We start from the raw sequence: 13,985 nt of genomic DNA, 5'->3' as shown, positions 1-13,985 counted from the left end.
ATTAGGCTGTTTGCGGTCATGGCTGTCTCCTTTCGATGGTAGACCATTTCGGACACTTGCTTACTACCATCTGAAGGCGAGACAGCCTTCTTGTCCAATAGATCGCTCAGCACAGGCTTAATCCTATAGCGCTCACCAAGGTTCGGAATCCCCTCGCCACTCGCGGGAGATGGAAAGGGTGAGGGGGAAGTTGCTGGCCGTAAGCCGTCAGCCGGAAGCGATAAGCCCGCGTCCCCGCGTCTGCTTGACTTGTGTCGGCGGAAGCCTATCCTAGAGCCTCAATGGGAGCTTCTCCTCCCGCACTGGTGGCTGACCTTGTCGAGCGGTTCTCGCGTGACCGCAAGGTCTTCCTGTCCCCTGACTACAAAGAAGAACAACTCCGCGCCGAGTTCCTGAATCGCTCTGGTCTGAGGATTCAAAGTTCGGCATTCGGCGTTCGCCCTTTCCTTGGGCCGGTCATCCACGAGGAGTCAATCAAGGTCGCCGTCTCGACCAAGGCCCCGGAGGTCAACGTCGCCATGAAACGGTTCGCTGCATAGGAGGCTTCATGACTGAGAACAGCAAAGCGACAATCGAGGTCAAAGGCAGTTCCGTCACCGTTCTTAGTCGCAAGGACGAAGACTACATCTCGTTGACCGACATCGCCCGGTACAAGAACGCAGAGCACACCGACGACCTCATTCGCAACTGGCTGCGGAACCGCAACACGGTCGAGTTCCTCGGCGTCTGGGAACGGCTCAACAACCCGGGTTTCAAACCCGTCGAATTCGACGGGATTAGAATCCAGGCCGGGCTGAATAGTTTCGCCCTTACACCCAAGCAATGGATTGAGGCGACAGGCGCAGTTGGCATCATCTCCAAGGCCGGTCGTTATGGCGGCACCTACGCCCACAAGGACATCGCCTTCGAGTTCGCCTCCTGGATATCGGTCGAGTTCAAGCTCTACCTCATCAAGGAGTTTCAGCGCCTCAAGGCGGATGAGAACCGCCGTCTGTCGCTGGCGTGGAATCTCAACCGCACGCTTACCAAGCTCAACTACCGCATCCACACGGACGCCATCAAGGCGCACCTGATTCCGGCGGTCGTCACGCCCGCCCAGTCGGCCATCACCTATGCCAACGAAGCCGACGTGCTCAACGTCGCCCTGTTCGGCCAGACCGCGAAGCAGTGGCGAGACGCCAACCCAAAGCTGGCAGGCAACATGCGCGAGTACGCCTCGGTCGAGCAGTTGCTGGTGCTGGCCAACATCGAAGGCATGAATGCCGAGTTCATCAACATGGGCATCGTCCAGGGAGAGCGGCTCAGACGGCTCAACGAGATCGCCATCCGCCAGATGCAGGTTCTGATGGCCGCCCCAACGGTCAAACAGCTCAAAAGGTAGCGTGCTCACCATCGACATCGACGACAAGTCGCTCAAAGACATCCTCGGCAACCTCTACTACCCGGCCAGCCCGTACGAATTCTCGGTCACGCCCGCGGATGTACGCGGCCAGGTCTACGAGCAGTTCCTAGGCAAGGACACACGCTTTGCCCAAGCCGCCCGGCTCTGTTGGCTCTGTTGGTCCTTGACGTCAAGGACTGTCCCACTATCTTGTTAACGGCGAACACGGATGTCCGCACTTCCTAGGTACGCATGGGGGCGGAGTACGAGCCGTGCGGAACCTGACTGGGAGGGAATAATGAGACACATGAAAGGTCACATGTTCGGATTGCGGGCAGCCTGCATGATCCTGACCGCGTGCATCGGTGTAGCGTCAGCAGACTGGGTGACAGCAACGGTTTCTGTCGGCACATCCCCATACGGTATGGGCGTGAATCCGGTCACAAACAAGGTCTACGTCGCGAACCAGAGCAGCAACAACGTGACGATAATCGACGGCGCGTCCAACGCAACTACAACAGTCGCCACGAACCTGAATCCCGTGAGATTCGCCGTGAATCCCATCACAAACAAGGTATACGTTGCGCACAGCCATGGTAGAAGAGTGACGGTCATAGATGGCACGACCAACGATACGACCACAGTGCCTGTAGACTCTTACCCGATTGCCGTGGCCGTGAATCCGGTAACGAACAAGGTCTACGTCGCGAACGAGTATGGCGATTGCGTGACGGTCATAGACGGTGCATCGAACGACACAACACGGGTAAATACAGGCTCGCAGCCCGCTGCATTGGCGGTGAACCCAATCACGAATAGAATCTACGTTTCGAACATCGGAAGCAACAACGTGACAGTGATTGACGGCGCGACCAACGCCACGACCTCGGTAGCCGTAGGACAACACCCCTACGGCATAGCGGTGAACCCTGTGACGAACAAGATCTACGTCGCAAATCAGTGGAGCCAAAGCGTAACCGCCATCGACGGCGCGACCAACATCCCTACCACGGTGCCGATGCCCACCGGCGTCGATGACGTGGCTGTGAACCCGGCCACGAACAAGATCTATGCCGGCGGCGGCAACAACACGCGGGTCATAGTCATAGATGGCGCGACCAACGACACGATCACGGCGGCGACAGGCTCGCGAACCGATTACCTGACGGTGAACTCGGTGACGAACAAGATCTACGTTACGAACCCGGACAGCGACAGAGTGACGGTGATCGATGGCGCGACCAACGACACGACCTCGGTTCACGTCGGGCACTACCCTAGGGCTGTGGCCGTCAACCCGGTGACAAACAAGGTCTACGTAGAGACCGGTACTGTGACCGTCGTCGACGGCGCGACCAACAGCATACCCAGTGTGGCTGCTGGCACGCACCCCTGTGCCGTGACCGTGAATCCGATCACTGGCTACGCCTACGTCATGAACCGGACTAGCAACAACGTAACGGTAATCGACGGCACGACTAACGATACGACGCTGGTGTCCGTAGGCTCCTCTCCTCAAGCCGTGTCGGTTAATCCGGTCACCAATAGAATCTATGTTGCGAACTCCGGCGCCGCCTCGGTAACGGTGATCGACGGCGCGACCAATGATACGATCACGGTGCATGCAGGAGACACCCCCTGGGCTGTGGCAGTGAACCCGGTCACTGATAGAGTTTACGTCGCCAACAACTACGACAACACTCTCACGGTGATAGACGGCGCGAGCAACTCCACCACCACGGTGAACACTGGCACAGGACCAGTGGCTGTGGCAACGAATCCGGCTACAGACAAGGCCTACGTCGCGAATGAAGGCAGCGACAACGTGACGGTAATCAGCGGCGCAACCAACGACACGACAACGGTGCGCGTCGGCGACGCTCCCTGTGCCTTGGCGGTGAACTCAGTAACAAATAAGATCTATGTCGCGAACCGTGGCGCAGACAGCGTGACGGTTATCGACGGCGCGACCAACGGCAGAACCGCGGTGGCCGTGGGCGCGCAACCATCGGCAGTCGCAGTGAATCAGCTCACGAATAAGATCTACGTCACAAACCACGGCAGCGACAATGTAACGGTAATCGACGGCGCGACCAACGGTACAACCACGGTGGCCGTAGGCTCGCAGCCCTGTGCCGTTGCGGTGAACCCGGTCGCGAACAAGGTCTATGTCACGAACCAGGGCAGCGGCGACGCGACGATAATCGACGGTGCGACCAACGCCACGACCGTGTTGGCCACGGGCTCACAGCCCTGTGCCGTGGCTGTGAACCCAGTCACGAACAAGATGTACGTTGCGAACTACAGCACCAACGACGTGACTGTGATAGCGGATGCGCCGGTCAACGACACGAAGGTGCGCGTAGTATTCGACCGGCTGCCGGGCGATACCACCCTGCTCGCGCGCCCACCCCTGACCGGCAAAGGCGTGAACCGCTGGACACCCGGCCGGACGTCGATGATGGGCGTGCTGAACCGGGTCGGGACCACGCAGTTGCCTTGGGACTGGGCCGACGTGACCGGAGGCGTAGGCACCGACTTGATTAGCTGGGCCTACGAATGGGGCACCGACTCGCTGATACTAGGAGAGAACTTCGTCTGTGCCGTACCACTAGAGGACCAAGCGGCAACCACAAACAATCTAGGAGTTGGTTCACCGTTTGCAGGTAATACTGAGGTATATCCGTTGTACCGAATGGCCTACTCCGGCGCGACCGAGGAAGCGACCAGACTTGAAGCCCGAATAACGGGCATGCCTACAATGGTCCGTGGCGTGCTGCTGCTGCCAATCACGCCATTCACCACCCACATCTCGCTATTCGACATGACTGGTCGTCGGATCACTGCTCTGCATCATGGAGCGAACGACGTGCGCCAGCTGCCTGCCGGCGTGTACTTTGTACGGGTCGAACGGCTAGCCGCGGACCGCGGGCCGTCGGCCGTCACCAAGGTCGTGATTCAGAGATAGCAGGCGCAGTACTGTCCTGCTTCGCCAGCTCGCATCCGAGCTGTGGCGTACTGAACCGCTCCGCGCATTCAGGCAGGCCGCAGTAGCGCAGAAATGCGGCTTGACAACAGCATGAAACCCTATGAAGATTTAGGCGATGAGACTGAGTTGCCCGCGATGCATCCGCGCCACGGTAGTACTCACGGCCGCGAAAAGCAGGCGAGGTAGATAGCACGTCACCCAGACCGGTCAATCACGGTAGACGACGGCCCAGTCCGGCTCGTGAGCGCTTTGAGTCGGACATGAAGAGCAACGGACTTGTACACCTAACGAAGAGCTACGAGGCACAGTGCGGAATCCTCGGAGAGACGCATCCCCTGATAGCCGCCATGCGTGGCAAGTTGGCGCGGATGGAAGCGAACTTCGAAAGAGGCCGCGGGATGGCAGAATTCGAGAATCTCACCTGTGAAGTAAACCAGTTGCTGCAAATGTGCATCCAGGAGCGGGGAGTTCGGGAACGACCCCGCGAATCTGGCTAGCTAGGTCCGGTGGCGTCGCGATCAGCCAAGGTCATGGACATGGCCGAACTGGAGCGAGAAGAGAGAAAGTGCCAGTTGGGGCGCTTGCGCCCGGGAGTTGTCGTCTACGCGGACATTCTGGGGTTTCGTCGCATGTGTGACCCGGGCCGCAGCCCGATTGAGCCACTCAAGGCGCTGGCAGCGATTCGGGCACTGAGGCCAGAAACAGACGAGACTCCGGCAGTTCAGATACATTTCTACGTCCTCGGGGACTCCTTTGTGCGCGTTCTTCTTCTGCAACCTGACCTAGAGCAAGAAGGACCTTGGGATGCAGTCGAACGGCGCCAGATGCTCTGGGCGGTGGACGCTCAGGCTTCGTTTTGCAGCAGAGGCCACCTCGTGCAGGGAGGTGTCGCGACAGGGCTCGTTTACAGCAATCTTGTGAAGGCGACCGTCTATGGCCCGGCGCTGTGCCGGGCAATTGAGCTGAAATCAGAGAAAGCACGTTCGTCGGGGATAGCAGTCGATGACGAGATAGCGAAGCGCCATGCTGGGGATTTCCATTGGCTCGAACGGCAGGACGAGACGTGGTTCATCGACTATCTTGGCCTGCCCCCGTTCCTAGCTGGCCGTCGGGATACCGCCATCGTGCCATGGCTGAAGCGACTGGAGCAGCACAAGAACGCGGTTCGGGACTACTACCGGGCGTCGCAGGACGAGAAGCAACGGGCTAGATGCAAGCGGATGATCCTGCATCACAATCGTAAGGTGGAGTCGATGTTGCGCCCCGCGAGCAACCCGGCACCCGGAATAGAGGACGTGCGTGCGCGCATCGAAGCCTGCCGAATAGAAGACCTCGCGAATTCGGGGGACAGGTAGATGATTATTGACACGGCCCAAGTCATTTTGGATTTACGATTCTGGATTGGCGATTGGCGGAGCGGCAGGCCATGAGCCGCAAGCCGAGAGCGTATGTCGATTACAGACAGGCGGCATCGGCGGGCCGGGCACTGTCGGAAGGACGTGGTACCTGGTTGCCGCGCGGACGGCTGGGGCCCGTGACGCGGCCCTGGATTACTGACCCGCCCGGCCCTGTCGGCTATCGGTAGTGCCGGATGGCTTCCAGGAGGCTCGGCATCGAGAACACGCCGAGGCCGACCAAGACAAGTGAAACGACTACGGCAATGAGGACCAGCGCGAATGAGGCGATAATCATCACTCCGGAGATCGTGAAATAGGTCTTGAGCTGGCCTGTCATTCCGTCGAGCGCGGCGAAGTCGCCTTTGTCGGCGTATTCGCCGGCCTTGGATCCGGCCTGAAGCAGAACCACGCCCATCCAAATCGGCAGCCATGCGATGACGATGCCAAAGATGGTGAGGGCCTGCATACAGCCGCCGATGATGGTCATGATGCCCATGAACTTGGCCCAACCGGCCATCCCTTTGGCGTTCTTGCGGGCCTGAGCATCCGGTGTTGACAAAACTGCGCTGGCTTCCATTCAATCTCCTTTGCGTTTGTGCCTTAAAGCTAGGGACTCGGGGAGAAAAGTCAAGGAGGGGCGGTTTGACTCCGCCGCCTCAGTCGGCTATAATTCCCAACTTCAGGTCGAAGGCTGGTAAGCAAAAAGCCAAGAGTGACAATAACAGACGAATTCAGAAGCCAGAGCCAGATTCTAGAAGCTAGAAGTGGCGGGCTTGAGGAGAACACAGTATGGCACACAAGAAGAGCGGCGGCTCAGGAAAGAACGGCCGGAATAGCCCGGGGCAGCGGCTGGGAGTCAAGACTTTCGGCTCAGAGCGAGTGACGACCGGGAGTATTATCATCCGGCAGCGGGGCACGCGTATTCTGCCCGGTGCAAACGTGGGCCGGGCCAAGGACGACTCCCTGTTTGCCCTGGTTGACGGTGAGGTGAAGTTCGAACGCGTCAGCAGGGACAAGAAGCGCGTGGCGGTCGTTCCCACCGCATAGGCCGACCGGATAGTGCAGAATTCAGAAACCAGAAACCAGAAGTCAGAAAGTCCTGACATTCTGCATTCTGGTATCTGCATTCTGAATTCTGGCTTGACCGGCTCCTCGTTGACTGGGAGTTGGCGCTTGGTCATTGGTCACTAGTATGCGCATTAAGTGGCTTGCCCATTCGGCATTCCTGCTGACTGCTTCGGATGGCACGCGTATCGTTACCGACCCGTACACACCCGGCGGCGGGATCACCTTTGGGCGGATAACGGAGCCTGCCGACTTCGTCACTGTCAGCCATGACCATTTTGACCACAACGACGTGGCGGGCGTGCCGGGAAAACCGGCGGCGATTCGCTCGTCCGGCAGCCACAAGGCAGGCGGCGTGAGCGTGACCGGGTTTGACACTTTCCACGACGACAAGCACGGGGCCCAGCGCGGCCGGAACATCATCTTCGTGTTTGAGGATCCGGTGACGCTTGGGACACGATCCGAAATGTCAGACATTTCGGTCATGTCCCCTTTGCGGGTGGCGCACCTCGGCGACCTCGGGCATGTGCCGACCGAGCAGGCCAAAGTCATCGGCAAAGTTGATGTGGTCCTGATACCGGTCGGTGGGTACTACACGATTGACCCGGCGGCAGCGCACCAGACCGCGGAGCTGCTTGGTGCGCGGGTCGTGATCCCGATGCACTACAAGACCGGTAAGCTGGGCCTGCCCATCGTTGGCGTCGATGAGTTCACGCGGGGCCGGACGGACGTTAAGAAGCTCGGAACCGAGGTCGAGGTCAGTACCGGAAGCCTGCCCGCAACGCCGGAAATCTGGGTGCTGGAACACGCGCTCTAGACATTTGAGATTGCCGATTGTAGATTGCCGATTAGCGGCGCAGAATGGAGGCGCGGATGAAAGAGATTCAGTTTGAGACGATAAGGGACAAGGTCGCGCAGTCCTGCATCGACGCCAACTGCCTGCTCGGCGACGATGTGGCGCAGGCGTTGAGGGACGGCCTCAAGGTCGAGGAGTCGCCTGCCGGCAAGGACATCCTGAACCAGTTGCTGGACAATGAGCAGATTGCCCGTAATGAGATGATGCCCATTTGCCAGGACACCGGCTGGGCGGTCGTTTGGGTGAACTTGGGGTCGGGGGTCAGGGTCCAGGGTGGCGAGCTCTACGACGCCATCCAGCAGGGCGTGGCCAAGGGCTACAAGGACGGCTATCTGCGCAAGTCCATTGTCGAGGACCCGCTGCGCCGGAAGAACACCGGCACCAATACGCCGGCAATCATCTACACCGACATCGTGCCGGGCGACACCCTGAAGATAGTGGTCCAGCCCAAGGGCGGGGGCTCGGAGAACATGTCCGAGGTGAAGATGCTCTCCGCTTCGGACGGGGCAGACGGCATCGCGAAGTTCGTCCTCGACCGAGTATGGCGTTCGCAGGCCAACCCCTGCCCGCCGATCATCGTCGGCGTGGGCATCGGCGGAACGTTCGAGAAGTGCGCGATGCTTGCGAAGCACTCTCTGCTCCGGGAAATCGGCTCGACTCACCCCGACCCGTTCTATGCCAACATGGAGAAGGAGCTGCTGGAACGAATCAACCGGCTCGGCATCGGCCCACAGGGGCTCGGGGGCCGGGTCACCGCGCTTGCGGTTTTCATCGAGGCGTTCCCGTGTCACATAGCGACGATGCCCTGCGCCGTGAACATCAACTGCCACGCGGCTCGGCACCAGTCGTTCACTCTCTAGGAGGCGAGCATGGCAAAGAAGATTACGGCTCCGCTGACGCCTGAGACGGTGAAGGATCTAAGGGCAGGGGACTCGGTCCTGATATCAGGGACCATCTATACCGGCCGGGACCTTGCCCACAAGCGGCTGACCGATTCGCTGAAAGCGGGCGAGAAGCTGCCGTTCGAACTGACCGGCGCAGTCATCTACTACGTCGGGCCGTCGCCGGCCAAGCCGGGACAGGTTATCGGCTCGGCCGGGCCGACAACGAGCTACCGGATGGACGCATATTCACCGCTGCTGATGGAGAAGGGGTTGCGCGGGATGATTGGAAAGGGCAACCGGACCCAACCGGTGCTGGACGCCATGAGGAAGTACGGCGCGGTCTACTTTGCCGCAGTCGGCGGTGCGGCCGCGCTCATCGCCCGAACCATCAAAGAAGCCAGGGTCATCGCCTATGAGGACCTTGGCCCGGAGGCGGTGCGAGAACTCAAGGTCGAGGATTTTCCGGCCATCGTCATCAACGACACGTACGGCGGCGATCTGTACCAGCAGGGCGTGGCCAAATACAGAAAGGACTAGGCGATGGCGGGACAAGTCAAGAGTCAAAAGCCAAAAGCCAAAAGCCAAAGCGTAGAAGTCCGCGAATCGGCAATCGGCAATCGACAATCGGCAATCTCCTCGTCCCCCGCCCCTGATCCCTCTTCCCTGATTACCATCAGCGTGATGGGCGAGGCGTATAGAGTGCCGAAGGACCTGACCATCATGAAGGCGATGGAGTACGCCGGGTTCCGGTTCATCCGCGGCTGCGGTTGCCGCGGCGGGTTCTGCGGCGCGTGCGGCACGGTCTATCGCACGAAAGACTCCTACAAGCTCAAGGTCGGACTCGCGTGCCAGACCGTGGTCGAGGACGGAATGTTTCTGACCCAGATACCGTTCTACCCGGCCAACAAGAAGCAGTACGACATCGCGAAGGAGCCGGCCAACACCCAGGTGCTGGTGCGATTCTATCCGGAGATCATGCGCTGCATCGCCTGCAATTCCTGCACGAAGATCTGCCCGCAGGATATCGACGTGATGGGCTACATCAACGCCGCCATCCGCGGGGATGTTGAGAAGGTCGCGGACATGTCGTTCGACTGCATCATGTGCGGTCTGTGCGCTTCCCGCTGCCCGGCCGAGATCGTCCACTACAACGTCGCCCTGCTCGCGCGGCGGCTCTACGGGGCCAAGGTCGCTAGGAAGTCGCCGCACCTGGCCGAGAGGATGAAGGAGACAAAGGCCGGCAAGTTCGACCCGGGGCTGGACAAGCTGTGCAAGATGACCGAGGCTGAACTCTCAGCTCTGTTCTACGATCCGAAGATGCGCGACGTCGAGCCGTAAGGAGGTATGATGTACCCGCAAAGCATGCAGGAATCCATCAAGCGGCTCGAAGCAACCCGCGATGCCCGCATCAAGCAGGGCAAGATCATGCTCCTGGCCGCCGAACAGAAGAAGGAGCTGCTGAAGGGCTTCCATCCCGACTACATTGAAAGCTCGATGCGGGCACTCAGTCTCGGCCCGAACAAGGGTGACCGGACACCGCACGAGATTGCCGACCTGCTTGAGGCGTGGCCGATCGTCAACCCGGAGAAGTTCGACACCGAGCGCCCGAAGTATGACGTGGACGTGCTCGTCATCGGCGCGGGCGGAGCCGGAGTGTCGGCAGCATTGACCGCGGCGGTCCAGGGCGCGAAGGTGCTCACAATCACCAAGCTTCGCATCGGTGACGCCAACACGATGATGGCGCAGGGCGGCATCCAGGCGGCGGACAAAGCAAACGACTCGCCGGAACGGCATTACCTTGACGTGCTCGGCGGTGGCCACTTCAAGAACATCCCGGCGCTCGCGCGGGCGCTCGTGTCGGACGCACCCGGCGTCATCGAGTGGCTCGAAGAGCTGGGCGTGATGTTCGACAAGGAAGCCGACGGCACCATGGTCACGATTCACGGCGGCGGCACCTCGCGCAAGCGGATGCACGCGGCCCGCGATTACACCGGCGCGGAAATCATGCGCACGCTGCGCGACGAGTTCCGGAACCAGAATCTCGAGCTGATTGAGTATTGCGTAGCGGTCGAGCTGCTGACCGACGGCAAGGGAGCGTGCGCCGGGGCGGCGTTCGTGAACCTCGAGACTCAGGAGCACTTCGTGGTCCGGGCCAAGACGACCATCCTTGCTACCGGCGGCTGCGGCCGGCTCCACATCCAGGGATTCCCGTGCACCAACCACTACGGCGCGACCGCGGATGGGCTGGTGCTCGCGTACCGGGCCGGCGCGAAGCTGGGGTTCATCGATACCATTCAGTACCATCCGACCGGCGTGGCCTATCCGGAACAGATCGTCGGGCAGCTCATTACCGAGAAGGTGCGGAGCGTCGGCGCGCACCTCGTCAACCTCGAGGGCAACCGGTTCATCTACGAACTGGAGAGCCGAGATATAACCGCTTCAGCCATCATCCGCGAGTGCCAGAGCCGTAACCTCGGCGTGGCGACGCCGACGGGCCGGCTCGGCGTCTGGCTCGACACGCCGCTCATCGAGGTGCTCAAAGGCCCGGGCGCGGTGAAAAAGAACCTGCCGGCGATGTACCACCAGTACGAGCGGTTCGGCATCTACATGGACAAGGAGCCCATACTTACCTACCCGACCCAGCACTACCAGAATGGCGGCATCATCATCAATGACGAAGGAATGACCGGCGTGAAGCACCTGTACGCGGCCGGTGAAGTGGCGGGCGGCATCCATGGCCGGAACCGACTGATGGGCAACTCGCTCCTCGATATCCTCGTCTTCGGCAAGCGGGCAGGTGCGGCTGCAGCCGGTGCCGCGAGGTCGATTTCCCTCGACGGTGCCGGGTTCGGGCACGTCGCCGCATATGAGGCGGAACTGAAGGCCGCCGAAGTACCGAAGGGACGCTGCGCACCGATGGTCCTGCCTGAGTACCGCAGGCCCGAGTTCAAGACCCCACTTCCGTTCGCAGCCCTCGGCTGCGAGTAGATGGGCATCGCCGCGGCCCTGCCCATCGAGAACCCGCAGCTACCATCGGCAATCGACGTCAGCGGGTTGACCCGCCGGTTCAAGTCGTTCACGGCGGTCGACGGCATCTCTTTCACCGTCAAGACTGGCGAGGTGTTCGGGTTCCTCGGCCCGAACGGCGCGGGCAAGACCACGACCGTGCGGATGCTCTGCACGCTCATCCGGCCCAGCGGCGGCACTGCCAGGGTGGGAGGGTTCGACATCGTGCACAGGCACAACGATGTCCGCCGCTCCATCGGCATCATCTTCCAGGACCCTTCGCTCGACGACCGGCTGACCGCGCGCGAGAACCTGCGCTTCCACGCGATGGTCTACAAGGTGCCGCGGACCGAGGTGAAGGCGCGGATCGCCGACGCGCTCGATTGGATGGAACTTACCGACCGGGCAAACGACCTCGTCCGCAACTTCTCGGGCGGCATGAAGCGGCGGCTGGAAATCGCCCGCGGCCTGCTGCATTCGCCGCGCGTGCTCTTCCTCGACGAGCCGACACTCGGGCTCGACCCGCAGACCCGTTCGCGCATCTGGGAACGGCTGCTGAGGCTGCGCCAGGAGCGGGGAACGACCCTGTTTCTCACTACCCACTACATGGACGAAGCCGAGAACTGCGACCGGATCGCCATCATCGACCACGGTCACATCATCGCGCTCGACACGCCGGCCAGGCTCAAGGCGCAGGTGCAGGGCGACTGCATCCACCTGGAAACCGCAGACGACGCGGCAGCCGAGGCCGAGGTGAAACAGCGGTACGGCGTCGACGTCGTGCGAGACCAGACCGGCCTCCACTTCGAGGTCGAGAACGGCGCCGCGTTCGTGCCCGGGCTGCTGCGGGAGCTTTCGGTGTCGGTGCGAACGGTGAGCGTGCGGCCACCGACGCTCGAGGACGTTTTCCTCAAGCTGACCGGCCGGGAGATTCGCGACGACGGAGCCAGCGAGCACGAGAAGCTGAAGAGCCGGGTCAGACGGATGGGGCGGGCAGGAAGATGAGGACACGGATAATTCAGAATTCAGAAACCAGAAACCAGAATTCGGAATTCCGGAATCCGGAGACTCTGGATTCTGAATTGTCAGAGGCCGCATGATTGACTTCGCCTGCATCCGCATGGTCTGGGAGCGGGACGTCATCCGCTACTTCCGCGAGAAGAGCCAGCTCTACGGGTCATTGTCCCGGCCGATACTCTGGCTCTTTGTGCTGGGTCTCGGCCTGCGCGGTTCCGCCTCTGGAATCGGAAACGTCAACTACACCCAGTTCATCTTCCCCGGCATCATCGCCATGACCGCGATCTTCACCTCGATCCAGTCGGCAATCAGCATCATCTGGGATCGCGAGTTCGGGTTCCTCAAGGAGATTCTCGTCGCGCCGGTGCCGCGGACTTCGATTGTCATCGGCAAGGGACTCGCCGGCACGACGCTCTCGCTCGTCCAGGGATGCATCATCATACTGCTTGCGCCGCTGGTCCACGTGCACATCCCGCTCGTCAATATCGTACCGCTCATCTTTACGCTGGCCGTCATGTCGTTCGGCCTGACCGGTATCGGCATCGTCATCGCGGCGCGGATGACCTCCTTTCAGGGCTTCGGCACCATCATGAACTTCATCATCATGCCGATGTGGTTCCTGAGCGGAGCGCTGTTCCCGGCCCGCAATCTGCCGATCTGGCTCAACGCCCTGGTGCGCGTGAACCCGCTCACCTACGGAGTTGACCTCGTGCGGAAGCTGGTGCTCGGGTTCTCCTACCACTCGCCTGTGTTCGACTTCGTGTTCCTGGTCTGCTTCGGCGCGCTCACCGTGGGGGCCGCGGTCTTCTTCTTCAACATCGGCGAGTACTAGCGATGAGAGGCTTGGGCCTACTGAAGTTCATCGTCAGTCTCGCGGTTGTGCTGGCAGCCGGTGGAATCGGTTCGCTTGCCACTGCGAAGACCTTGCCCACTTGGTACGAGGGTCTGGTGAAGCCACGTTTCAACCCGCCGGAGTGGCTGTTCGGCCCGGCTTGGACCGCGCTCTACCTGCTGATGGCGGTCGCCGCGTGGCTTGTCTGGAAGCGCGGTTTCAGCGCTCCCGGCGTCAGGCTCGCGCTCGCGGCATTCCTTCTCCAGCTAGTTCTCAACGCGCTCTGGTCGGTCTTCTTCTTCGGTCTGCGCTCCCCGCTTTACGGGTTAGTGGACATACTTCTGCTATGGCTCGCGATTCTTGGTACGATTGTCCTGTTTTTCCGGGTATCGGTTCCGGCCGGTGTCCTGCTCCTGCCCTACATCGGCTGGGTCACATTCGCCACCATTCTCAATGCCGCAATCCTCAGTCTTAATCGCCGGTAGCGGTTCGTGCCCGCCGGCGCGAAGACCCGAGTTTCCCGGCTTTACTTCGCCGCGCCGCTCACTAGCATAGAAA

The 13,985-nt window shown here is 60.8% G+C and carries 15 protein-coding genes; 14 read left to right on the top strand and 1 reads right to left on the bottom strand.

What is annotated here, in order from left to right; all coding sequences use genetic code 11:
• The first annotated feature begins 281 nt into the window (after nt 1-281).
• The 5 genes from VMH22_04680 (at nt 282) to VMH22_04660 (ending at nt 5,725) form a co-directional block, all read left to right on the top strand.
• Complete coding sequence (locus VMH22_04680; protein ID HTW90984.1) at nt 282-539, top strand: hypothetical protein; 258 nt, start codon at nt 282-284, stop codon at nt 537-539.
• 8 nt (nt 540-547) lie between these two features.
• On the top strand, nt 548-1,381 hold the full coding sequence (locus VMH22_04675) for a KilA-N domain-containing protein (protein HTW90983.1): 834 nt from the start codon (nt 548-550) through the stop codon (nt 1,379-1,381).
• A gap of 1 nt (nt 1,382) precedes the next feature.
• Nucleotides 1,383-1,598, top strand: a complete 216-nt coding sequence (locus VMH22_04670) for a hypothetical protein (GenBank protein HTW90982.1) — start codon at nt 1,383-1,385, stop codon at nt 1,596-1,598.
• 81 nt (nt 1,599-1,679) lie between these two features.
• Nucleotides 1,680-4,349, top strand: coding sequence for a beta-propeller fold lactonase family protein (locus VMH22_04665; protein ID HTW90981.1), 2,670 nt, complete (start codon nt 1,680-1,682; stop codon nt 4,347-4,349).
• Nucleotides 4,350-4,876: 527 nt separating this feature from the next.
• The gene (locus tag VMH22_04660; protein ID HTW90980.1) at nt 4,877-5,725 is read left to right on the top strand and encodes a hypothetical protein; all 849 of its coding nucleotides are present in this window, start codon (nt 4,877-4,879) and stop codon (nt 5,723-5,725) included.
• A 220-nt stretch (nt 5,726-5,945) separates the two neighbouring features.
• On the opposite strand, the gene VMH22_04655 is transcribed toward VMH22_04660, so the two are convergent.
• On the bottom strand, nt 5,946-6,344 hold the full coding sequence (locus tag VMH22_04655; protein ID HTW90979.1) for a DUF5362 family protein: 399 nt from the start codon (nt 6,342-6,344) through the stop codon (nt 5,946-5,948).
• 212 nt (nt 6,345-6,556) lie between these two features.
• On the opposite strand from VMH22_04655, the gene rpmA reads away from it, so the two are divergent.
• The 9 genes from rpmA to VMH22_04610 all read left to right on the top strand — a co-directional run bounded on the left by rpmA (nt 6,557) and on the right by VMH22_04610 (nt 13,912).
• Nucleotides 6,557-6,814 carry a 50S ribosomal protein L27 gene (gene rpmA / locus VMH22_04650; GenBank protein HTW90978.1) on the top strand — a complete coding sequence of 86 codons (258 nt, stop codon included), beginning with the start codon at nt 6,557-6,559 and terminating at the stop codon, nt 6,812-6,814.
• Nucleotides 6,815-6,959: 145 nt separating this feature from the next.
• Entirely contained in the window at nt 6,960-7,649 is a 690-nt protein-coding gene (locus tag VMH22_04645) for an MBL fold metallo-hydrolase (GenBank protein HTW90977.1), read from the top strand.
• Nucleotides 7,650-7,705: 56 nt separating this feature from the next.
• Nucleotides 7,706-8,548, top strand: coding sequence for a fumarate hydratase (locus tag VMH22_04640; GenBank protein HTW90976.1), 843 nt, complete (start codon nt 7,706-7,708; stop codon nt 8,546-8,548).
• 9 nt (nt 8,549-8,557) lie between these two features.
• On the top strand, nt 8,558-9,109 hold the full coding sequence (locus VMH22_04635) for a Fe-S-containing hydro-lyase (GenBank protein ID HTW90975.1): 552 nt from the start codon (nt 8,558-8,560) through the stop codon (nt 9,107-9,109).
• 72 nt (nt 9,110-9,181) lie between these two features.
• Nucleotides 9,182-9,910 carry a 4Fe-4S dicluster domain-containing protein gene (locus VMH22_04630; GenBank protein ID HTW90974.1) on the top strand — a complete coding sequence of 243 codons (729 nt, stop codon included), beginning with the start codon at nt 9,182-9,184 and terminating at the stop codon, nt 9,908-9,910.
• A gap of 9 nt (nt 9,911-9,919) precedes the next feature.
• Nucleotides 9,920-11,560 (top strand): FAD-binding protein, encoded by a 1,641-nt coding sequence (locus VMH22_04625; GenBank protein HTW90973.1) that lies wholly within the window; start codon nt 9,920-9,922, stop codon nt 11,558-11,560.
• Complete coding sequence (locus VMH22_04620; GenBank protein ID HTW90972.1) at nt 11,561-12,583, top strand: ATP-binding cassette domain-containing protein; 1,023 nt, start codon at nt 11,561-11,563, stop codon at nt 12,581-12,583.
• A 91-nt stretch (nt 12,584-12,674) separates the two neighbouring features.
• On the top strand, nt 12,675-13,427 hold the full coding sequence (locus VMH22_04615; protein ID HTW90971.1) for an ABC transporter permease: 753 nt from the start codon (nt 12,675-12,677) through the stop codon (nt 13,425-13,427).
• Between the two features lie 2 nt (nt 13,428-13,429).
• Nucleotides 13,430-13,912, top strand: coding sequence for a TspO/MBR family protein (locus VMH22_04610; GenBank protein ID HTW90970.1), 483 nt, complete (start codon nt 13,430-13,432; stop codon nt 13,910-13,912).
• Nucleotides 13,913-13,985: the final 73 nt, after the last annotated feature.

This window comes from bacterium (assembly GCA_035505375.1).
GTDB lineage: Bacteria > Hydrothermota > Tepidihabitantia > Tepidihabitantales > Tepidihabitantaceae > UBA2258.
This window is presented reverse-complemented; position numbering and strand designations above follow the sequence as displayed.

Coding starts and splice junctions, on each gene's coding strand:
- VMH22_04680 (HTW90984.1), top strand. CDS start 282: ATGGGAGCTTCTCCTCCCGCACTGGTGGCTGACCTTGTCGAGCGGTTC.
- VMH22_04675 (HTW90983.1), top strand. CDS start 548: ATGACTGAGAACAGCAAAGCGACAATCGAGGTCAAAGGCAGTTCCGTC.
- VMH22_04665 (HTW90981.1), top strand. CDS start 1,680: ATGAGACACATGAAAGGTCACATGTTCGGATTGCGGGCAGCCTGCATG.
- VMH22_04655 (HTW90979.1), bottom strand. CDS start 6,344: ATGGAAGCCAGCGCAGTTTTGTCAACACCGGATGCTCAGGCCCGCAAG.
- rpmA (HTW90978.1), top strand. CDS start 6,557: ATGGCACACAAGAAGAGCGGCGGCTCAGGAAAGAACGGCCGGAATAGC.
- VMH22_04645 (HTW90977.1), top strand. CDS start 6,960: ATGCGCATTAAGTGGCTTGCCCATTCGGCATTCCTGCTGACTGCTTCG.
- VMH22_04640 (HTW90976.1), top strand. CDS start 7,706: ATGAAAGAGATTCAGTTTGAGACGATAAGGGACAAGGTCGCGCAGTCC.
- VMH22_04635 (HTW90975.1), top strand. CDS start 8,558: ATGGCAAAGAAGATTACGGCTCCGCTGACGCCTGAGACGGTGAAGGAT.
- VMH22_04625 (HTW90973.1), top strand. CDS start 9,920: ATGTACCCGCAAAGCATGCAGGAATCCATCAAGCGGCTCGAAGCAACC.
- VMH22_04620 (HTW90972.1), top strand. CDS start 11,561: ATGGGCATCGCCGCGGCCCTGCCCATCGAGAACCCGCAGCTACCATCG.
- VMH22_04615 (HTW90971.1), top strand. CDS start 12,675: ATGATTGACTTCGCCTGCATCCGCATGGTCTGGGAGCGGGACGTCATC.
- VMH22_04610 (HTW90970.1), top strand. CDS start 13,430: ATGAGAGGCTTGGGCCTACTGAAGTTCATCGTCAGTCTCGCGGTTGTG.